Here is a 21,847-nt window from a genome sequence, read left to right on the forward strand (position 1 = left end):
CATGTCATCTCAACCGCTTGTGGTCTTAACTGGGCCCCCAGGTTCAGGAAAATCAACGGTGGCGCGTATTGTCTCTCAGCTCCTTGACGTTGAAGCGCGCGACACCGACTCGGATGTTGAAGCAACCGCTGGAAAACCCATCTCAGAGATTTTCATTGATGATGGTGAACCGCTTTTTCGTTCGTTAGAAGCTAGAGCCGTCACTCAAGCATTGCGTACACATGACGGTGTGTTGTCCTTGGGTGGGGGTGCTGTCATGGACCCTGCAACACAAGATGCTTTAGAAGAATACAAAAATCGTGGTGGGTGTGTTGTTTTCCTCGATGTCTCTTTGGCGGCGGCTGCCCCCCGCATCGGTTTTAATCAGTCACGTCCTTTGCTGCTGGGTAATCCACGCGCTCAATGGAAAGCGTTGATGGATCAGCGTCGTGCAACATACTGCAATGTCGCAAATGTTCATGTCCTTACTGATAATCAAACCCCTTACGAGGTTGCGCACACTATTGTTCAGCGCATGAAGAACGGATCTTAAAATATGGCTATTGCCGCTTCACGAGTGACCGTGCACGCTGAGCGTACATACGACGTAGTTATCGGCCGCCACCTTTTAGGTGAGCTACCGGGAATGCTCGGCCAAGACGTGCGTAAAGTGCTTATTGTGCATCCTGAGTCGTTGGAAACAACAGCTCAAGCAGTGCGAGAGGACTTACTCGAACAGGGATATGAAGCTTTACTTGCTGTCATCCCTGACGCCGAAGAAGCTAAAAACGTTCAAGTTGTGGCTTTTGCTTGGCAGATACTTGGCCAAGCAGACTTCACACGATCAGATGCCATAGTCTCGATTGGTGGGGGAGCAACCACAGACGTTGCTGGTTTTATTGCTGCAACGTGGCTACGTGGAATCAACGTCATTCATATTCCCACGACCCTTCTTGCCATGGTTGATGCGGCAGTAGGCGGAAAAACAGGTATTAACACTGCTGAAGGAAAAAACCTTGTAGGAGCCTTCCACAGCCCAGGTGGTGTTTTATGCGATCTGGCCGCGTTGGAAACCTTACCTAAATGGGATTTCATTGCTGGTTTAGGTGAAATTATCAAAACTGGGTTTATTGCCGACCCTGTCATTCTTGATCTTGTTGAAGAACACTCAACAGAATTAGCGCAGTGGCCAGACTGCGCCGAACACGTGCGAGAAGTTGTACGTGAACTTGTTGAACGATCTGTTGCGGTCAAAGCAAACGTTGTCTCCGCAGACCTTAAAGAATCACACCTGCGGGAGATCTTGAACTACGGGCACACCCTAGGGCACGCCATTGAACTCGTCGAACGCTACTCGTGGCGACACGGTGCGGCAGTCGCAGTCGGAATGGTCTTTGCCGCTGAGCTATCGCGGCTTGCTGGAAAACTAGACGACACAACAGTGGAACGCACACGTTCCATTTTGGAGTCGGTTGGTTTACCTACGGCGTACCGTGGCGACAAGTGGGACCAACTCCTGCAGGCTATGCGCCGCGATAAAAAGAGCAGAGGGGACATGCTGCGCTTCGTCGTCCTTGAAGACATCGGTAAGCCTGTGCGTCTTGAAGGACCAGATCCGATGCTTTTAGCCTCGGCGTATGCGGAAATCTCGCAAGAAGCCCCTACGAAAACCACAAAAGTTTTCTTGTAACACTCAAGCCTGATCAGTAACGCGTAGGAAGACGAACTTATGGCTGACATCGTAATTTTGAACGGTCCAAACCTAGGCAGATTAGGTGTTCGTGAACCCGACGTGTACGGCACATTGTCGTATGACGATCTCGTTGCATCTGCTCAAAGCTGGGGGAGTGCGCACGACTTGACCGTCGAAGTGTTTCAAACCGATAGCGAATCGGAAATGATTGGCTGGCTGCATGCTGCCGTAGATGAAGGCGCGGACGTAGTGTTAAACCCTGCCGCTTTCACTCATTTCTCTTACGCGATTCGTGATGCTGCCGCAATGGTTACCAAAGGTGGACGACACCTCATCGAGGTTCATATTTCTAACCCATATGCGCGTGAAGAGTTTCGTCACCATTCCGTAGTGGGAGGAATTGCCACGGGCACAATAGCTGGTTTTGGTTTTCACTCATACAAGCTTGCTATAGAAGCACTTGTCCATTTGCGCGCATGATTTCATGCTTTTGTGCTGATATGGCCCTCACGCAGTAGCGTGAGGGCCATAAATTTAACCTTTAAAAGTTGAATCCTCAATGTTAACCATTTAGGGTTGACTGTACAAAGTTAACCCTGGGAGGTTGCATATGTTTGTGTTGACGATAGATCAGAAAGGGAGCCGTGTCGTAGGGGACAAGGTTCCAACCCTGCTACGACAACTTAAAGTAGCACTCGGACGGGATTTAGCACCAATCATTCCATTTGCTCGCACTGTCGGAGACGAAATTCAAGGTGTGGTTGATAACCCTGCATCTGTTTACGCCACATTTAGAACAATCATGGAACATCAAGGATGGTACATGGGCGTGGGTGTTGGCGCGGTAGATACGCCCTTGCCTAAGCACACCGTTGAGGGCTCAGGAACGGCCTTCATACACGCCCGCACAGCCGTTGAAGACGCAAAAATCTCACGCGGAGGAACACCCGTAAGTGTCGTAGGCGGAAGCGCTGTGCGAGCAGGCGAAGCGCAAGGGCTGTTGCGGCTTTTAGGAAACACACTCAGCGCTCGTTCTATGTTGATGTGGGAAGCGGTGAATGCACTGTCATATCCTGATGGGCGGCTGACAGGGTATACGCAAAAGGACGTTGCTCAGAAACTTGGTGTGTCTAGCGCTGCTGTTTCGAAGCGTGTGAAGGCGGCCGCGTTTGATGCAGAACTGGAAGTTATTCCGCTTCTCATGAGATTGCTAGACGAGTCGAATGAGGGTGTGGCAGAGTAATCCGCATGGATTTTCTCATTTGGACTATTGCGCTCATAGCGTCTGCTATTGGCGGGTATTACACGACCCGTGGTGTTCTTGCGCTTGCTCAACGGGGAGCAGCGCATGAGGAAACGCAACCTGTTGCTGATGATGGTGGCCCAGATGGGGTAAAGGCCAAAGCTGGACTGCGTGGCGGGATGTGGATTGGCCTACTTGAGCGCACGTTGATCACTGGTTTTGTTATTACCGGTGTGTTTGCTGGGGTGGCCGTGGTGATAGCCATTAAAGGCTTGGGTCGTTATCCGGAGTTAAACGCGGACACCTCTGAACGATTCATTATTGGCACGTTGGCGTCGCTATTGTGGGCTGTTGCGTGTGGTTCGGTGGCGTTGATGTTTTTCGTGTGATGTGGTCGAAGGTGTGGAAAGTTGTGGTGGCGCGTTATACTTGAGTGCACTTTTGTGAGCCTTGACCCCGTGCTTGTATAGGTTTGGTCGGCTCCTAAGTCTGTACTTTGTAAATTGAAGAGGAAGTTCGACACGTGGCTACCACTAACGACATTAAAAACGGAACTGTCTTGCGACTTGATGGGCAGTTGTGGACTGTTCTTGAGTTTCAGCACGTCAAGCCTGGTAAGGGTGGAGCGTTTGTTCGTACAAAGATCAAGAACGTAACCACTGGGAAGCTTGTCGACAAGACGTTTAACGCTGGTTTGAAGATTGAAACCGCGACGGTTGACAAGTCTGACATGCAGTACTTGTACAAAGACGGCGATGACTACGTCTTCATGGATAACTCGACGTACGACCAAATCACTATCTCCAGTGCGACTGTCGGAGACGCAGCGAACTTCTTGTTGGAGAGCGGTACAGCAACCGTTGCCACCAATGAAGGCAACGTTCTGTACATTGAACTTCCTGCTTCAATCGTTACAGTAATTACCTACACCGAGCCTGGTTTGCAGGGTGACCGTTCCTCTGCTGGCACAAAGCCTGCAACCATTGAGACGGGTTACGAGATTCAGGTTCCTTTGTTCCTTGAGGTTGGCACGAAGGTTAAAGTTGACACTCGCGATGGCTCTTACCTTGGACGTGTGAACGACTAAGTGGCAACTCGTAATAACGCTCGAACTAAAGCACGTAAGCGTGCTATGAACGTGCTGTTTGAAGCAGAACAGCGCGACTTGGCTCCTCTTGAGGTGTTAAAGGAGCGTCTCCAGACCCCTGGTGTGGATTCGCCTTTGCCGCAGTATGCCATCGATATCGTTGAGGGATATGTTGCGGTTCATGATCGTGTAGATGAACTCCTTGAGACGTATTCACATGGGTGGACGCTAGCGCGCATGCCTTCCGTGGATCGCGCTCTTTTGCGTATTGGTGCGTGGGAGCTGATTTACAACGACGATGTGCCTGATGTTGTGAGTATCGATGAGGCCGTTGAATTGGCACGTGATTTGTCTACGGATGAGTCGCCGGCTTTTGTGAACGGTTTACTTGCTCGCTTGCTTGAGGTTAAACCAACGCTTGTTGATTAGTGTTGATGGGCGTTGAATGCGCTTTTTAAGGGCCTGCTGATGTGTATCGGCAGGCCCTTATTGTTGTAGAAAAATGTGACATCAACCTACGCAGCCGTAACTTACGGTTGCGTAGGTTAAACTGGCTCTGTGAGTACCTCCACTAAACCCTGGCTCGCACATTACGCGCCACACGTTCCAGTAACCGTTGAAGTGCCAGACGATGATGTCACAAAGGCTCTTTGGCAGAGTGCTGCGGCATTCCCTGACCGCAAGGCCCTCGATTTTATGGGCTCTCCCACAACTTATACAGAACTCATTGCTTTAATTGATCGCGCAGTTGTTGTGTTGCGTGACCATGGAGTTTCGCGTGGCGACCGGGTCGCGATTGCCCTACCTAACACCACAGCCCACGTTATTGCGTTCTATGCGGTGCTTCGTATCGGGGCTGTCGTGGTTGAGCATAACCCGCTATACACCCAAGCTGAGCTCGTACATCAATTGAATGACTCTGGGGCTGTATGTGCGATTTTTTGGGATCGCACTGCTGAGGAATTAGGCTCCGCATTATCGCAAACTGGTGTGGAATCTTTGCTCAGCGTGGATGTATCACAGGACTTACCGCTCGGTAAACGGTTGCTGCTGAAACTGCCAGTGAAGAAAGCGCGCGAAACTCGCCAAGCCCTGTGCGGAACTCCACCTGCAGCAGCTCAAAGCTGGCACGCTGCACTGGCAGCCGTTACTTCTGCTCCCGCGTCTTCTGCAGTAGCGCAAGCAGATGATCTTGCTGTTATTCAATACACGGGTGGAACGACAGGTGCACCTAAGGGTGCAATGCTCACTCACCGAAACCTCGTCGCAAACACTATTCAGGGTGCAGCGTGGACTGGCGCAAACGAGCGCCAAGGCACAGAAATTGTGTATGGTGTGCTGCCGTTTTTTCACGCTTTTGGTTTGACTTTGTGTCTTACGTATTCGCTGCGCATCGGTGCGACACTCATACTTTTTCCAAAGTTTGATGTTGACTCGTTCTGTGCCGCGCAGAAAAAAGACCCAGGCACGTTTTTGCCGGCGGTCCCTCCTATGCTTTCTCGACTTGTTGCACATGCTGCACAGAAGAAAGTGGATTTAACCTCATTCCGTTATGCGATTAGTGGCGCAATGCCGCTGTCTCGTGAAACAGCTGAAGCGTGGGAAAAAACCACAGGCGGTTTAGTCATTGAAGGATACGGCATGACGGAGACCTCACCGGTTGCGTTAGGTAGTCCGCTATCAAACGAACGAAAACCAGGGAACCTAGGGCTACCGTTCCCATCCACTGACGCACTGATCGTCGACCAAGACGACCACACTAAGGTGTTGCCATTGACGCAACGCGGTGAACTGTTACTGGCCGGCCCGCAAATTTTCCAAGGGTACTGGAACAAGCCAGAAGAAACCGAACACGTACTTATAAATCGTGACGGCACAACATGGATACGCACCGGTGACGTCGTTGAAATGGATGAGGGTGGCTCCTTTAAAGTTGTGGACCGCATCAAAGAAATGATCATCACCGGCGGATTTAAAGTATTCCCATCACAGGTTGAAGAACGCCTGCGCGAGATGCCACAGATTCTAGACGCGGCAGTCGTTGGCATCCCAGGCGGAGATTTGGGCGAGCGGGTAGTTGCGGCGCTTATCCTCAAAGACGGGGTAGAGGCAGTCACTCTTGAAGAAGTACAAGACTGGTGCGACAAAACAATGGCACGATATGCATTGCCTCGCGAAATCTATATCGTAGAAGACTTACCACGGTCGCAAATCGGAAAAGTGTTGCGCCGTGTTGTGCGCGACAACATACTTGCTGACAAAACGAAAGTTCAGTAAGACACGTACAGCGCTTAACGTGATGGCCACCATACAAGACAACTGTCTTCGTAGGTGGCCATCGTTGTACTGTAAAAACGTCCAAGGAACATTCCTTTAAAGACCGTCCAGAGAGGCGGAGAAGGAGGTGGCCAGGTGACAACTGGCTATGACAGCCCGCAACAGGGCAGCGGAGCAAACGAAGTACTCGGGAAAGCCGATATTTCGCGTGCATTAACCCGCATCGCTCATGAAATTATTGAGCGCAACAAAGGCGGCAAAGACATCGTCGTCCTCGGCATCCCCACACGCGGTGCCTCCCTCGCGCAACGCATTGGCGCACGCTTACTCGACATCGAACCTGAGCTAGAAGCCACACAACTCATCGGCACACTAGACGTCACCATGTACCGTGACGACCTACACCGCCAACCACCACGCGTTATCGGACAAACACGCCTACCAGACAGCGGAATCGACAACAAAATAGTTGTCCTCGTAGACGACGTCCTCTTCTCCGGCCGCACCATACGCGCAGCACTCGATGCACTAAAAGACGTTGGACGGCCACGCTCAGTGCAACTCGCAGCACTCGTCGACCGCGGACACCGGGCACTGCCAATCCGCCCAGATTACGTCGGAAAAAACCTTCCCACAGCATTATCAGAACGAGTGTTTGTGCAACTCGAAGAACACGACGGACACGACGGTGTCTTCATCGCAGGAGGCGACAAATGAAGCACCTGCTCAACACTGCGGACTTGAGTCTAGCTGAAGCCACACTCATCCTAGACACCACCGCACAGATGGCAGCCACGCAATCACGCGAAATTAAAAAGCTGCCAACCCTACGCGGGCGCACCGTCGTTAACCTCTTCTTTGAAGACTCAACACGCACCCGCATCTCATTCGAAACAGCAGCAAAGCGTCTCTCCGCAGACGTCATTAACTTCTCTGCAAAAGGCTCCTCCGTGTCAAAAGGAGAAAGCCTCAAAGACACTGCACTCACCCTAGACGCGATGGGCGCAGACGCAATTATCATGCGCCACCACGCTTCCGGAGCGCCACACCTACTAGCTAGGTCAGGCTGGGTTGACGTCCCCGTCATCAACGCAGGCGACGGCACCCACCAGCACCCCACCCAAGCACTCCTCGACGCGTTCACACTCCGTCGACACCTCGGTGGAGAACTCACACCAGCAGGAACCACCCCCGACCTAAACAACGGTCTCGGCGCAGACCTAACAGGACGAAAAATCGCAGTCGTCGGTGACGTTCTACACTCTCGTGTCGCACGCTCAAACGTGTTCCTACTCCATACACTCGGCGCACACGTCACACTCGTCGCCCCACCAACACTCATACCAGTCGGCGCACACACATGGCCCTGCACCATCGCCTACGACCTCGACGCAGTACTAAACGACTGGCAACCAGACGCAGTCATGATGCTACGAGTTCAACGCGAGCGCATGAGTGCCGCGGGTGGCGGATTCTTCCCAAGCCCACTGGAATACACGCGCAACTATGGCCTTGATGCGAAACGCATGAACTACCTACAAGACCATGCCATAGTGTTGCACCCGGGACCTATGAATCGCGGTCTAGAGATTTCAGCACAAGCCGCGGATTCGAGCCGTTCTGTCATCGTTGAGCAGGTATCAAACGGGGTAGCGGTGCGTATGGCAGTGCTTTATTTACTTCTTGCTGGCGATGTCCAGCAGCCCACAACCGACAACACACTATAAGCAGGAGAGTCATGACCACGTATTTCATTAAAAACGTTGCACCCTACGGCAACGAACGCGTAGACATGCTTCTTGCTGAAGGTGTCATTTCTTCTATGACGCAGCCAGGTGAATTAACGCCGCCACAAGGTGCTGTGGAGATTGATGCAAGTGAGCTGATTGCGCTTCCTGGACTTGTTGACTTGCACACTCACTTACGTGAACCGGGTCGTGAAGATGCTGAAACTGTTCTTACGGGAACTCGTGCGGCAGCGATGGGTGGGTTCACCTCTGTGCATGCGATGGCTAATACGACACCGGTGCAAGACACTGCAGGTGTTGTTGAGCAAGTGTGGCGTCTTGGGAAAGAAGCTGGCTGGGTGGATGTGCATCCTATTGGTGCGGTGAGTGTGGGGCTTGAAGGTAAGCAGCTTGCTGAGTTGGGTGCGATGGCGGATTCTCAAGCGGACGTTCGAGTTTTTTCGGACGATGGTAAATGTGTTGATGACCCGGTGCTTATGCGTCGAGCACTTGAATACGTTAAATCTTTTGATGGTGTTATCGCTCAGCATGCTCAAGAGCCACGTCTTACTGAAAACGCGCAAATGAATGAGGGTGTTGTTTCGGCGGAGATTGGGCTTACTGGATGGCCTGCTGTTGCTGAGGAGTCGATCATTGCCCGTGATGTACTCCTTGCAGAGCATGTTGGGTCACGCGTGCACGTGTGTCACCTGTCAACTGCTGGTTCAGTTGAGATCATTCGCTGGGCGAAAAAGCGTGGCATTAATGTCACTGCTGAAGCCACTCCGCACCACCTGACGTTGACTGACGAAAATGCGCGTGACTACAACCCGATTTATAAAGTTAACCCGCCGTTGCGTACTCAAGAAGACGTAGAAGCTGTGCGTCAAGGGCTCGCTGATGGGACTATCGACATTGTCGCAACTGACCATGCGCCTCACACGGTTGAAGACAAAGACTGCGAATGGAATGCCGCAGCTTTTGGTATGACAGGGCTGGAGACGGCGCTTCCTATCGTGCATAAAACTATGGTGGAAACTGGGAAATTCACGTGGGCGCAAGTCGCTGAAGTGTTGTCCACGAACCCAGCGAAAATTGGTCGCACCTACGATGGTGACCTGCCGCAAGGTCGTCCGCTTGCACAAGGCGAACCAGCGAATGTTGTTCTGTATAACCCCAACTCGCCGGTTGTTGTAGACCCTGCAGTGCAGTACACGATGTCCAACAACTCACCTTTTGCAGGGATGGAACTGCCGGGACGTGTTGTTGCAACATTCCTGCGTGGTCGCGCAACAGTACTTGACGGAGTGCCACAAGAAGGTACGAACGGTCGGGCACTCATCACGGAGAGTGCGCTATGACGCAAGCACAAGCGATGAGTGTCATGATCGGTTCGGGAGTTCTTCTCCTCGGACTCATGTGGTTGGGTTGGCGTGGGCGACAACGCCGCACTGCTCCACTGGTCGGATCATTACCGCAAGCGCCGCAAGACGGTTACGGAGAGCAAACCTTTGACACCGTACCTGGAACATATATCAGCTCCACAACCCATGGAGACTGGCTTGACCGAATCGCAACTCAAGACCTGGGTTATCGTTCCGCTGCAAATCTGACCGTGCACACCACGGGAATTCGTATTGAACGCAGCGGTGCACTCGACATATTCATTCCCGCACAACAGGTAGACCACGCGGAAACAGCACCAGGTATAGCCGGAAAAGTTATTGGTAAGGATGGGATCGTCCTTATCTCATGGCATGTTGAAGCAAAATACGGTGATGACACCCTGCTTGACACCGGATTCAAACCTGACCACAAAGCACAACGCGATGGTCTCATCAACGCAATTAATTCGCTCACCCAGACACACAAGGAGAACCAGTGATCTCCCAGCCCGCAGCCATTGATGCACCAAGCACACCAGGTGCAGCGCTCCTCGTACTAGAAGACGGACGAACCTTTGTGGGACGCGCCTACGGCGCAATCGGCGCAACATTTGGTGAGCTCGTATTCAACACCGGAATGACCGGTTACCAAGAAACACTCACCGACCCTTCTTACTACAAGCAAATCGTCGTGATGACTGCACCACACATTGGAAACACTGGTGTAAACGACGAAGACCCCGAATCGATGCGTATTTGGGTGTCAGGGTTTGTTGTACGCGACCCCGCCCGTAAGCCATCGAACTGGCGTTCAGATCGTGCGCTTGATGACGAGCTTGTTGCGCAAGAAGTCGTTGGAATTTCCGACATTGACACGCGCGCACTAACCCGTCACCTCCGCGAGCGCGGTGTGATGCGTGCAGGTATTTTCTCTGGTGAAGCATTGTTTGACGGACGCCATCCGCGCCGTATTTCATCGTTGGTAGAGGAAGTTCAAGCTCAACCAACGATGAAGGGCTCAAACCTCGCTCAACTCGTTTCGACAGACACCGCATACGTTGTTGAACCAATGGGTCAATTCGCTGGTCAAGAACCATTAAAAACAGTTGTGGCACTTGACCTGGGTATCAAATCAATGACACCGCAACGCTTAGCTGAACGTGGCATGCGAGTGCACGTCATTCCAGGTAACTCCACGATCGAAGACATCCTTGCTCTCAACCCAGATGGCGTGTTCTTCTCCAACGGGCCAGGGGACCCAAGCACAGCAACTACTGAAGTTGAACTTCTTCGTGAAGTACTTGACCGAAAAATTCCGTACTTCGGTATCTGCTTTGGAAACCAACTCCTCGGCCGTGCACTCGGCTTTGGCACGTACAAGCTGCCTTACGGGCACCGTGGAATCAACCAGCCAGTGATGGAACTTTCCACCCGCAAAGTAGAAATTACTTCGCAAAACCACGGGTTCGCGGTTGATGCACCTATTGGTGAATCAGCGACAGCCCCCCATGCAGATGGCCGCTATGGGCAAGTCGTCGTATCGCATATCGGGTTGAACGACAACGTTGTAGAAGGCCTCGAATGCCATGATATTCCAGCGTTCTCCGTTCAATACCACCCAGAAGCTGCTGCAGGGCCACACGACGCTTCTTACCTCTTTGACCGTTTCCTTGACCTCATGACATCGGGTGCGCCAACCGCAGCCGGCCTTTCCCGCGCCGCACGCGCCAAGAACTTGGAGAACTGAACTAAGATGCCACGCAGAACAGACATCAACTCCGTCCTCGTTATCGGTTCTGGCCCAATTGTTATCGGCCAAGCCTGCGAGTTTGACTACTCCGGAACACAAGCATGCCGCGTCCTTAAAGAAGAAGGACTGCGTGTCATCCTCGTCAACTCAAACCCGGCAACAATCATGACCGACCCTGAGTTCGCGGATGCCACTTATATCGAACCCATCACTACAGATGTGCTTCGCACAATCATCGATAAAGAACGCCCCGACGCAATCTTGCCAACATTGGGTGGACAGACAGCACTCAACGCTGCAATCGCACTCGATGAAGCAGGCATCCTCGAAGAATTCAATGTTGAACTGATCGGTGCAAATATTCCCGCCATCCAAAAGGGAGAAGACCGCGAACAGTTCAAAGACGTTGTAGAAGTATGTGGGGGAGAGTCAGCACGCTCTGCAATCATCCACACCATCGATGAAGCACTCACAGCAGTTGAAGACCTCGGCTACCCAGTAGTTGTACGACCATCGTTCACCATGGGTGGACTCGGTTCGGGCTTCGCATACAACGAAGAAGACCTACGCCGTATCGTCGGACAAGGCCTACACTACTCACCAACTACAGAGGTTCTCCTTGAAGAATCAATCCTGGGTTGGAAAGAATACGAACTCGAACTCATGCGAGACAAAGCAGATAACGTTGCAGTTATCTGCTCCATCGAGAACGTTGACCCTGTAGGTGTGCACACAGGTGACTCCGTAACCGTTGCGCCAGCACTCACCCTCACCGACCGCGAATACCAAAAACTGCGTGATATCGGTATCGCCGTCATCCGCGAGGTTGGTGTAGACACTGGTGGCTGCAACATCCAATTTGCGGTAGACCCAGACACCGGACGAATCATCGTCATCGAGATGAACCCACGTGTCTCTCGATCATCAGCCCTCGCTTCCAAAGCAACGGGTTACCCAATTGCCAAGATCGCTGCGAAGGTAGCTATCGGCTACACCCTTGATGAAATCCAAAACGACATCACTGGAAGTACCTCGGCAGCATTCGAACCAACCATCGACTACGTTGTTGTTAAGGTTCCACGTTTCGCTTTTGAAAAATTCCCAGCAGCAGACGACACGTTAACAACAACCATGAAGTCTGTTGGTGAAGCTATGGCCCTAGGCCGTAACTTCACAGAGGCGTTAGGTAAAGCCCTACGCTCGATCGATAAAGCAGGAGCAAACTTCCACTGGAACGGTTCCGTTGTAGCAGGGGCAGAACTCGATGCACTACTTGACGAAATAAAACGCCCCACAGAGCGCCGCCTCGTTCAGACCCAACAGGCACTGCGTGCAGGCGCAACAATCGAGCAAGTGTACGAAGCAACAAAGATTGACCGCTGGTTCCTCGACCAAATTCAGCTCATGAATGAAGTCGCCCAAGAAGTAGCAGACGCTCCAGCATTGACCCGTGACGTCCTACTTAAAGCGAAACGTAACGGACTATCAGACGCACAAATCGCAGATCTGCGCGGCATCACTGGAACTCGAGCCGCAGCAGAAGGCGCTGTACGTGAAGTTCGTAAAGCCCTTGGAGTGCAGCCAGTCTTCAAAACCGTAGATACCTGCGCAGCAGAATTTAACGCTGTCACGCCATACCACTACTCCTCGTATGAGGAAGAAACCGAAGTAGCACCACGAGAGCGCGAAGCAATCCTTATCCTTGGTTCGGGACCTAACCGAATCGGGCAAGGAATCGAGTTCGACTACTCATGCGTGCATGCAGCACTTGGCCTCAAAGACACCTACGAGACCATCATGATTAACTGCAACCCTGAAACGGTTTCCACCGACTACGACACTGCTAACCGTCTCTACTTTGAACCGCTCACGTTTGAAGACGTTATCGAAATTTATGAGGCAGAACTAGCAGCCGGTCCAATCAAGGGCGTCATCGTTCAACTTGGTGGACAAACCCCGCTGAGTCTTGCCGACCGTTTGCAAGAAGCAGGATTGCCAATCCTGGGAACATCGCCGCAAGCAATCGATAATGCAGAAGACCGCGCTGAATTTGGGCGTGTTCTCGTCGAAGCTGGCCTTCCAGCACCCGCGTTTGGTACTGCAACTTCGCTCAACGAGGCAAAAGAGATTGCACAAGGTATTGGATACCCCGTCCTAGTGCGTCCTTCATACGTGCTGGGTGGACGAGGCATGGAAATCGTGTACTCCGAAGAGCACCTCACCGGTTACGTGGAGCGAGCCCTCGGCGAAGCCGCACTATCAGGTGGACCACTCGCACCTATCTTGATCGACCGCTTCCTTGATGACGCACTTGAAATCGACGTCGACGTTTTGTACGACGGCGAAGACATGTACGTCGGCGGGGTTATGGAACACATCGAAGAAGCCGGTATTCACTCCGGAGACTCAGCATGTGTGCTGCCTCCAATGTCGCTATCTGACACAGAAATTGAGCGTATCCGTCGCTCCACCTTAGCCTTGGCTCAAGGAATCGGTGTGCGCGGACTCATGAACGTGCAGTATGCACTGGTTTCAGATGTCTTGTACGTGCTTGAAGCGAACCCACGCGCATCACGCACAGTCCCGTTCGTTGCAAAAGCAACAGGTGTCCCACTTGCTAAGGCAGCAGCGCTACTTATGGCAGGTCAGTCCATTAAAGAGCTGCGTGCTTCTGGTGTACTACCGGCAGAAGGCGACGGATCAACCATTTCGATTGACGCGCCTATCGCAGTCAAAGAAGCCGTACTTCCATTCAAACGGTTCCGCACTGCAGAAGGCGTCGCAGTGGACACCGTACTTGGGCCAGAAATGCGTTCCACTGGTGAAGTAATGGGCTTTGACGTGGACTTCCCAACAGCTTTTGCAAAATCACAAGCAGCCGCATTCGGAGGTTTGCCTACCTCAGGTCGAGTCTTTGTTTCAGTTGCTGACCGTGACAAGAGGCAGTTCATCTTCCCAATCAAACGCCTCAGCGAATTAGGATTCGAACTACTAGCAACGACAGGAACAGCAAAAGTTCTACGTCGCGCAGGAATCCCTTCGACTGTTGTCCGAAAGCACTCAGAAGGTCGCTCTGCAACAGGCGAACCAACGATCGTTGACCTTATTACGCAAGGTGAAGTGGACATGGTCTTTAACTCGCCTTCCGGTCAAGGAGCTCGTGCAGACGGCTATGAAATTCGTGCCGCAGTTACGGCTGCTGACAAGCCAATCGTGACAACAGTTCAACAACTTGCTGCCGCTGTGCAAGCAATCGAAGCGATTTTGGCAGGGCCATTCCGTGTTACCTCAATTCAGGAACACGGACGTCGCTCTTCCGTAGAGGCAGGAAACTGAAATGTCAGACATGACACGTGAGCGCGCGCCATTTGGCGCGCGCCTCGCCCACGCCATGAACGAACATGGCCCATTATGTGTCGGAATTGACCCGCATGCAGGACTATTGAACGCGTGGGGCCTTAACGACGATATTGCTGGGTTGAGAGCGTTTTCGTTCACCCTCATCGAAGCATTGGGTGGGAAAGTCGCTGCGTTTAAGCCACAGTCAGCCCTTTTTGAACGTCATGGTTCGCGCGGGATGGGTGTCCTAGAAGAGGTTATTGCCGCTTCACGAGAAGCCCAAACGTTGTGCATTGTTGACGCAAAACGCGGCGACATTGGCTCCACAATGGCAGGTTACGCTGATGCCTTCCTTGCCGATGGAGCACCACTTGCCGGTGATGCCTTAACCGTTTCACCATATTTGGGTTTTGGCTCTTTAACCCCGGCTGTTGAGGCTGCTGTAGAAACAGGACGCGGACTATTTGTTCTGTGCTTGACTTCGAACCCTGAAGGCAAACAAGTGCAACATGCGACAGCAGCAAACGGTCACACAGTAGCTGCTGAGATCGCTGCCGCAGCAGCACAACTCAACGAGAGCGATAAGGTTGCAGGCCAGTTAGGGTCTATCGGTTTGGTCGTCGGGGCAACTATTGGAGATGCTGCACGCACATTAGGTGTGGACCTTCATGCAGTAAATGGTCCATTGCTTGCTCCGGGTGTTGGTGCGCAAGGCGCAGGAGCACAAGAATTGCACGATGTATTCGGCCAAGCGCGCGCAGCAGTACTTGCGTCGAGTTCACGTGGCGTACTTAATGCAGGCCCAAGTGTTGAAGCTTTACAAAAGGCTGCTTTCCAAGCCGCAGATGAAGCACGCATTGCTTTGCGCGCATAACAACACTTGTATGTTTTGCGGGGTGAAGGACTTCATGTTCTTCACCCCGCTTTCATGCGCTCTTTGTGCATTCTGAGTGGAAACGAGTAGACATTTTTGTGTTCGTCTCGTAATTGTGGCTGAAATTTTAGACGAATTGGCATGTGAAGTTGCCTTTCGCGATCATTTTTCGAAGATTCGAGTTAATTTAAAAAATAAGATGAATTTTTTGGCACTCCAGTTGCCGAGTAATCATCACACAAGTATGTTCGCAGGTAAGAGACCAACGAAACTATAAGGAAGGTGACTTAAGTTGCCATTACCAGAACTCACCCCAGAGCAACGTGCTGCGGCACTAGAAAAAGCTGCAGAAGCACGCCGTATTCGCGCCGAGGTTAAAAACCGTCTGAAGAACTCAAATGGAAAACTTTCTGAAGTCATCGAAGAGGGTGCCACTGACGAAGCAATCGGCAAACTCAAAGTAGTATCTCTACTAGAGTCTCTTCCTGGTGTTGGGAAGGTAAAAGCTCGGGCAATCATGGATGAGGTTGGCATCGCTGAATCTCGTCGTGTGCGTGGGCTTGGGCCGCATCAAGCGGCGGCTTTGATCGAAAGGTTTGGATAACAATTTCTGCTGCACCCGCTCCATCGCATAGTCCTTCCCCTCAGCCTCGTCGCCTTACGGTGATGGCTGGCCCAACAGCAGTAGGGAAGGGGACCGTTTCGGCAGATATTCGTTCGCGATACCCTGAGGTATGGCTGTCGGTATCTGCGACAACCCGCGACCCCCGTCCCGGAGAAGTTGACGGCGTCAACTACTTTTTTGTGGGATCGGAAAAGTTTTCCGAAATGGCAAGCAACGGTGAATTGCTGGAGTGGGCTGTGGTGCACGGTCACAATAGTTACGGAACCCCGCGACAAGCGGTCCAAGATCAATTGGACGCAGGGATACCCGCGCTTTTAGAAATTGACCTACAAGGCGCCCGGCAAGTGCGAGAAACTATGCCGGATGCACAATTTATTTTCCTTGCACCTCCAAGTTGGGAGGAACTTGTTCGACGGTTAATCGGGCGTGGTACCGAATCGGAGCAAGAACAACAGCGACGCCTCGAAACAGCGCGCATTGAACTTGCCGCTCAAAGCGAGTTCGACCATATTGTCATCAATGACGACGTACACCGTGCTACGGATGAAATCATCGCGCTCATGGGTCTTGAGCAGCGTCCATAGTTGTGTGTGCGTTGAAACACAGCCACTTGTTTGTGTTTCGCATTGAGATACGCGATTGACCGGAATACAATTGCACGGCAAGCAGTCCTTATTTGGTGCTGCACTAGCCCTATGGCTCATAATTTTTAGAACCCAAGACGTCGGAGTTCATTTTGTCTGGAACCGTTGCAGCCCCAGTGGGCATTACAGACCCACCAATTGACGAACTACTTGAGGCCGTAGACTCCAAGTACGCATTGGTGATCTACGCTGCGAAGCGTGCTCGTCAAATCAACGCTTACTACTCGCAACTAAGCGAAGGCTTGCTTGAATTTGTTGGTCCTCTCGTGGAAACCGAAAACCAAGAAAAGCCACTCTCAATCGCTATGCGTGAGATCAACGAAGGCTTGTTGACTTTCGAAGTGAAAGACGAAGAAGCTAACTGACATAGTTTTCAAGCAAAAGCCTCCACATGCTATGCGCGTGTGGAGGCTTTTGCTTTGTCCGTGCAGGTGAACTGTAAACTGAAGTAGACGAAGCATGACCTAAGGAAGGCATACACATGCGGCTTGTAGTTGGAGTAAGTGGCGGGATCGCCGCATACAAAATCGCGTTTCTTGTTCGTGCTTTTAAAGAAGCCGGCCATGTAGTAAACGTGGTTCCAACTCAATCAAGCTTAAATTTTGTTGGTGTGGCAACGTGGGAGGCTTTGTCAGGTAATCCCGTACACACAAGTGTTTTTGAAAATGTTGATCGTGTAGAACACGTCAAGCTAGGGCAAGAAGCAGACCTTGTTGTTATTGCCCCAGCGACCGCTGATGTTATTGCTCGTATTGCTGCCGGGCGTGCGGACGACCTGTTAACGGCTACGGTACTCACAGCCACGAGCCCAATAATTGTTGTCCCTGCAATGCACACAGAAATGTGGGAAAACCAGGCAACGCAAGACAACATTGCGACATTAAAGCGACGTGGAATCGTCGTCATGGAACCTGCCGTTGGCCGATTAACCGGAGCAGATTCAGGTAAGGGTCGACTCCCAGACCCAGAAGATATTGTGGACTTTGCTTTTACTGTCATGGCGATGAAACGGGACTTACAGGGACGACACGTCGTTATAAGTGCTGGTGGAACTCGCGAACCGATCGACCCTGTTCGTTTTTTGGGAAACAATAGTTCAGGATTGCAAGGATCAGCATTAGCGCAAGCAGCGTTAGACCGTGGGGCTGAGGTAACTGTTGTAGGGGCCGCGATGACTGCTTCGCTTCCTGAGCGCGCTGCTGTTCGTCGCGTCGAAACAGCTCTTGAAATGCGTGAAGAACTACAAGCATTAGCGCCACACGCAGACGTCATCATTATGGCCGCTGCGGTAGCAGATTTCCGTCCAGCACAGTTCAGCGACTCTAAGATAAAAAAGACTCAAGGCACCGAACCAGAGCCAATACAGTTGGTAAAAAATCCAGATATTTTGGCGGAACTTGTGCAGCAGCGAAATAAAAAAACACACGTTATTGTGGGGTTCGCGGCGGAAACAGGTGACAGTACAGGGGGAGTGCTCAACCACGGTCAGCGAAAAGCGCAACGCAAAAAAGCAGACCTTTTAGTAGTAAACGAAGTTGGTTCGGGAATAGGGTTCGGTACCGCGCATAACTCCGTAGTTGTACTGGATGCGCAAGGACAAAGCATCGGTTCGGCCCACGGCACAAAACTAGAAGTTGCACATTTTATTTTGGACAACGTGAACAACCTGATTCAGGACCGTACGTCCCTGTGACGTGGTCGAAAATCACGTTAGGAAGTTTCTTATGTCGTTGGTCCACCGAGTATTCTTGACCCTATGAATCAATCTCTTCGCCTGTTTACGTCCGAATCTGTTACGGAAGGGCACCCAGACAAAGTCTGTGACCAAATTTCCGACGCAATTTTGGACGCGATCCTCGAAGAAGACAAGAACGCACGCGTTGCAGTAGAAACACTTGTCACTACAGGGCTCGTGCACATCGCAGGTGAAGTTGATACCACAGCCTACGTCGAGATTCCTCGTCTCGTACGTTCAGTTATTAAACGCATCGGATATAACTCTTCGGCCATTGGATTCGATGGTGATTCGTGTGGAATCTCAATTTCTATTGGGCAGCAATCAAGTGATATTGCGCAAGGCGTCGACAAGTCTTTAGAAGCCCGTGATGATCAAAACGCGTTAGATCCTTATGACCTTCAAGGTGCAGGGGATCAAGGCCTCATGTTTGGGTACGCAACTGATGAAACCGAAACCTTCATGCCGTTGCCTATTTTTGCGGCGCACCGGCTTGCCGAGCGGTTAGCTGAAGCACGCAAAGAACAAATTGTTCCAGGTTTACGCCCTGACGGAAAAACCCAAGTAACGATTGCCTACGAACAAGACCGCCCCGTTTCTTTAGAAACAGTTGTGTTATCGACGCAGCATGACCCAGACATTACTCAACACGATTTACGTGATGCGGTAACTAAACATGTCATCCACCCAGTCATCGAACAATTGCACATTGATTCCACTGATTACCGTCTTATTGTTAACCCAACTGGACAGTTCATTACTGGGGGGCCCAAAGGCGACGCTGGGTTGACCGGACGCAAAATCATTGTTGACACATACGGTGGGATGGCACGCCACGGTGGTGGAGCATTCTCAGGTAAAGACCCATCAAAGGTTGACCGTTCCGCAGCGTACGCGACCCGCTGGGTTGCAAAGAACATTGTTGCAGCAGGCCTAGCAAAGCGCTGCGAAGTGCAAGTCGCCTACGCTATTGGTAAAGCACATCCTGTTGGTCTGTACGTTGAAACCTTTGGTACAGAAAAAGTTCCCGTAGATAAAATCCACGCTGCAATCAATAAAGTTTTTGATCTGCGTCCAGCAGCTATTGTTGAAGAACTTGACTTGCTGCGCCCAATTTATTCAAGAACGGCAGCCTACGGTCACTTCGGACGTGAAATTCCCGAATTTACGTGGGAAAAAACTAACAAAGTTGAAGCGCTGCTTGAGGCTCTATAGCCACAAAAAACGTAACAAACTTTTGTGACTGAAACATGACATAGGAGGAAAGGTGAGCGCAAACACTGGTGAGCAGCTCACCTTTCCTGAATTGCCGGAACCCCAACCTAAAAAGACGGCACAAAAACCTGTTGGGGCAATAAAATACGCAGAAAAAGATCCTATCGCTGCGGTGTGCGTTGAAAAACTACCACCGCATCTCGACCAGTTATTTGACTATGCGATACCCGAAAAATTCGATGCTGATATAAGACCCGGTGTACGGGTCAAAGTCCGTTTTGGTGCCCAAGTCTTAGATGGGTTTGTGGTTGAACGAAAATCAACCACAACGCATGAAGGTAAACTTTCGCCAATAAAGTCGGTTGTTTCAAAAACAGAACTAGTGCGTCCCCATGATGTGGCGCTGTATACAACAATCGCAGATTATTATGCTGGATCATTACAAGACATTCTGCGGTTAGCTGTTCCACCTCGTCACGCAAAAACAGAAAAGGCTTTCCTCGAAGCCCATGCTTCTGACACATGCCTGCCACATGAATCTGACGAGCCAGACACAGAAACATCCGACCCGCGCACCGATGAAACAGAACACATTTGGCAACAATACAACGCCGGTATTCCTTTTGTGCAGCGTGTGCTCGCACAGCAACAGCCTCGTGCCGTGTGGGCAGCTTTACCAGGGTTCGGAAAACTAGTTGCACACTCCGCGAGCGCCGAAACTCCTCATTGGGCGCAGGCTCTTGTATCTCTGGCGCGGCAGGTTGCGGTGCGTGGAAAGCAAACTTTAATAGTTGTGCCAACTATTAAAGACGTGCACCGGGTGCGTGACGTTTTGTTGAGTGAAGGCGTGCGGGCGTGTGATTGTTCTGGTGATAAGGGGCTCACTTTTGTTGAGTTGAGTCATGAGTTAACGGCTGCTCAACGGTATATGGGTTATTTGCAGAGCGTGCATGGTTGTGCGGATGTTGTTGTCGGTACTCGTGCGGCTGCTTTTGCGCCTATGCCTCGAGTTGGTCTGGTGGTGTGTTGGGACGACGCTGATAGTGCGCATCAAGAGTTGCATGCTCCTTACCCGCATACGCGTGAGGTGTTGTCGTTACGTAGTGAGTTTGAGTCATGTGCGTTGCTCATCGGTGGGTTTAACCGTACGGTTCATGCGCAATCTTTGCTATCGACGGGGTGGGCGCAGGATGTTTCTGGGTCGAGGGATGTGGTTCGTCAGGCTGCTCCTTTGGTGACTGCTTTTGATGAACTTGAGATTCAGCGTGATTCGGGTGGTAAACATGGGAGACTGCCAAGTCGGGTGTGGCAGGCTATCCGTGATGGGCTGAATCGTGGGCCGGTGTTGATTCAGGTTCCTCGATCGGGGTATGTTCCGGCGGTGGCGTGTGTTCAGTGTAGGGAAGCCGCACGTTGTGGGCAGTGTCATGGGCCGTTAGGTTTGGCCTCTGGCGGTGGTGTTCCGCAATGTACGTGGTGTGGTGCTTTAGCTGGTGACTGGGCGTGTGGGTCGTGTGGTGCTCACCGTGTGCGTGCGATTCGTATTGGTTCTGACCGTACGGCTGAAGAACTTGGTCGTGCTTTTCCTGGGGTGACGATTAAGGTTTCTGGGGCGCAGTCTAAGGGTGGGGTGATTGAAGAGGTTCCTGCTCGTTCTGCTCTTGTTATTGCGACTCCTGGGGCTGAGCCTTTTGTTGCGTCTGGTTATGTGTTGGCTGTTTTGCTTGATGCTCAGTTGTCGTTGAGTGGTAATGGTTTGTATCGGGATCAGGAGACGTTGTCTCGGTGGTTACGTGCGTGTGCTTTGGTGCAGTCGAGGCATCATGGCGGGAAAGCATTTTTGGTTGGCCAAGGTGCTGCTGTTCCTACTGCCGGGCTTGTGCGTTGGGATCCTGTTGGTGTTGCACAGCGCGAATTAGATGAGCGGCGAGAGCTTCGGATGCCACCCTTGTGGAGGGTTGCGGCAGTGTCCGGGGAGCGCCTTGCTGTGGAAGCGTTTTTGCGTGAAGTTCAGTTGCCTTCGTCTGCTGAGGTGCTTGGACCGGTTGATGTTGCCGAAGAGTCAGGCGCTTTTTCTGAACCAGGAGTGTTTGGTGGTGTTGTGCGTGCGATTGTGCGGGTTGAGTTGCGTCAGGGGCGTGAGCTTGCTCGGGCGTTAAAAACGATGAATCGCATTAGTAGCGCTAAACGATCGTTGGGTCTTGTTTCGGTGATTCTTGATCCTAAAGAGCTGCTTTAATTCGTGAGTATGGTTAATAGCACGTTGTTGGCCGT

General features: G+C 51.7%; 21 protein-coding genes. All 21 read left to right on the plus strand.

The features are described 5' to 3' along the window. The first annotated feature begins 1 nt into the window (after window position 1). The 21 genes from ACR9EC_RS02785 to ACR9EC_RS02885 all read left to right on the plus strand — a co-directional run bounded on the left by ACR9EC_RS02785 (window position 2) and on the right by ACR9EC_RS02885 (window position 21,812). Window positions 2-532, plus strand: coding sequence for a shikimate kinase (locus ACR9EC_RS02785; RefSeq protein WP_435299999.1), 531 nt, complete (start codon window positions 2-4; stop codon window positions 530-532). A gap of 3 nt (window positions 533-535) precedes the next feature. Then, window positions 536-1,669 carry a 3-dehydroquinate synthase gene (gene aroB / locus ACR9EC_RS02790; RefSeq protein ID WP_435300000.1) on the plus strand — a complete coding sequence of 378 codons (1,134 nt, stop codon included), beginning with the start codon at window positions 536-538 and terminating at the stop codon, window positions 1,667-1,669. A 39-nt stretch (window positions 1,670-1,708) separates the two neighbouring features. Next, window positions 1,709-2,152 (plus strand): type II 3-dehydroquinate dehydratase, encoded by a 444-nt coding sequence (locus ACR9EC_RS02795; protein ID WP_435300001.1) that lies wholly within the window; start codon window positions 1,709-1,711, stop codon window positions 2,150-2,152. Window positions 2,153-2,282: 130 nt separating this feature from the next. Continuing rightward, window positions 2,283-2,915, plus strand: a complete 633-nt coding sequence (locus ACR9EC_RS02800; RefSeq protein WP_435300002.1) for a hypothetical protein — start codon at window positions 2,283-2,285, stop codon at window positions 2,913-2,915. 5 nt (window positions 2,916-2,920) lie between these two features. Further along, window positions 2,921-3,304, plus strand: coding sequence for a hypothetical protein (locus tag ACR9EC_RS02805; RefSeq protein WP_435300003.1), 384 nt, complete (start codon window positions 2,921-2,923; stop codon window positions 3,302-3,304). A gap of 134 nt (window positions 3,305-3,438) precedes the next feature. Beyond that, window positions 3,439-4,002, plus strand: a complete 564-nt coding sequence (gene efp / locus ACR9EC_RS02810; protein ID WP_435300004.1) for an elongation factor P — start codon at window positions 3,439-3,441, stop codon at window positions 4,000-4,002. Next, window positions 4,003-4,431, plus strand: a complete 429-nt coding sequence (gene nusB, locus ACR9EC_RS02815; RefSeq protein ID WP_435300005.1) for a transcription antitermination factor NusB — start codon at window positions 4,003-4,005, stop codon at window positions 4,429-4,431. Window positions 4,432-4,560: 129 nt separating this feature from the next. Next, window positions 4,561-6,279, plus strand: coding sequence for an AMP-binding protein (locus tag ACR9EC_RS02820; RefSeq protein WP_435300006.1), 1,719 nt, complete (start codon window positions 4,561-4,563; stop codon window positions 6,277-6,279). A 135-nt stretch (window positions 6,280-6,414) separates the two neighbouring features. Continuing rightward, entirely contained in the window at window positions 6,415-6,996 is a 582-nt protein-coding gene (gene pyrR, locus ACR9EC_RS02825; protein ID WP_435300007.1) for a bifunctional pyr operon transcriptional regulator/uracil phosphoribosyltransferase PyrR, read from the plus strand. Continuing rightward, window positions 6,993-8,006 carry an aspartate carbamoyltransferase catalytic subunit gene (locus tag ACR9EC_RS02830; protein ID WP_435300008.1) on the plus strand — a complete coding sequence of 338 codons (1,014 nt, stop codon included), beginning with the start codon at window positions 6,993-6,995 and terminating at the stop codon, window positions 8,004-8,006. Before pyrR ends, ACR9EC_RS02830 begins: the two co-directional genes overlap by 4 nt. 11 nt (window positions 8,007-8,017) lie before the next feature. After that, window positions 8,018-9,367, plus strand: coding sequence for a dihydroorotase (locus ACR9EC_RS02835; protein ID WP_435300009.1), 1,350 nt, complete (start codon window positions 8,018-8,020; stop codon window positions 9,365-9,367). Beyond that, the gene (locus ACR9EC_RS02840; RefSeq protein WP_435300010.1) at window positions 9,364-9,891 is read left to right on the plus strand and encodes a hypothetical protein; all 528 of its coding nucleotides are present in this window, start codon (window positions 9,364-9,366) and stop codon (window positions 9,889-9,891) included. The genes ACR9EC_RS02835 and ACR9EC_RS02840 overlap by 4 nt, the downstream gene beginning before the upstream one ends. Further along, window positions 9,888-11,138 carry a glutamine-hydrolyzing carbamoyl-phosphate synthase small subunit gene (gene carA, locus ACR9EC_RS02845; RefSeq protein ID WP_435300011.1) on the plus strand — a complete coding sequence of 417 codons (1,251 nt, stop codon included), beginning with the start codon at window positions 9,888-9,890 and terminating at the stop codon, window positions 11,136-11,138. Before ACR9EC_RS02840 ends, carA begins: the two co-directional genes overlap by 4 nt. A gap of 6 nt (window positions 11,139-11,144) precedes the next feature. Next, a complete protein-coding gene (carB, locus tag ACR9EC_RS02850; RefSeq protein ID WP_435300012.1) occupies window positions 11,145-14,477 on the plus strand; it encodes a carbamoyl-phosphate synthase large subunit in 3,333 nt (1,110 codons plus the stop codon). A gap of 1 nt (window position 14,478) precedes the next feature. After that, on the plus strand, window positions 14,479-15,354 hold the full coding sequence (gene pyrF / locus ACR9EC_RS02855) for an orotidine-5'-phosphate decarboxylase (RefSeq protein ID WP_435300013.1): 876 nt from the start codon (window positions 14,479-14,481) through the stop codon (window positions 15,352-15,354). Between the two features lie 292 nt (window positions 15,355-15,646). After that, on the plus strand, window positions 15,647-15,958 hold the full coding sequence (gene mihF, locus ACR9EC_RS02860) for an integration host factor, actinobacterial type (RefSeq protein WP_435300014.1): 312 nt from the start codon (window positions 15,647-15,649) through the stop codon (window positions 15,956-15,958). A 2-nt stretch (window positions 15,959-15,960) separates the two neighbouring features. Further along, window positions 15,961-16,563 carry a guanylate kinase gene (gene gmk / locus ACR9EC_RS02865; protein WP_435300593.1) on the plus strand — a complete coding sequence of 201 codons (603 nt, stop codon included), beginning with the start codon at window positions 15,961-15,963 and terminating at the stop codon, window positions 16,561-16,563. A 152-nt stretch (window positions 16,564-16,715) separates the two neighbouring features. Continuing rightward, window positions 16,716-16,988 (plus strand): DNA-directed RNA polymerase subunit omega, encoded by a 273-nt coding sequence (rpoZ, locus tag ACR9EC_RS02870; protein WP_435300015.1) that lies wholly within the window; start codon window positions 16,716-16,718, stop codon window positions 16,986-16,988. Between the two features lie 116 nt (window positions 16,989-17,104). Next, window positions 17,105-18,316, plus strand: coding sequence for a bifunctional phosphopantothenoylcysteine decarboxylase/phosphopantothenate--cysteine ligase CoaBC (gene coaBC / locus ACR9EC_RS02875; protein ID WP_435300016.1), 1,212 nt, complete (start codon window positions 17,105-17,107; stop codon window positions 18,314-18,316). A 63-nt stretch (window positions 18,317-18,379) separates the two neighbouring features. Then, window positions 18,380-19,573 carry a methionine adenosyltransferase gene (gene metK, locus ACR9EC_RS02880; RefSeq protein ID WP_435300017.1) on the plus strand — a complete coding sequence of 398 codons (1,194 nt, stop codon included), beginning with the start codon at window positions 18,380-18,382 and terminating at the stop codon, window positions 19,571-19,573. Window positions 19,574-19,625: 52 nt separating this feature from the next. Beyond that, entirely contained in the window at window positions 19,626-21,812 is a 2,187-nt protein-coding gene (locus tag ACR9EC_RS02885; RefSeq protein WP_435300018.1) for a primosomal protein N', read from the plus strand. Window positions 21,813-21,847 lie beyond the last annotated feature (35 nt).

The sequence above is a fragment of the Timonella sp. A28 genome, from assembly GCF_051200815.1.
Classification (GTDB): Bacteria; Actinomycetota; Actinomycetes; order Actinomycetales; family Cellulomonadaceae; genus Timonella.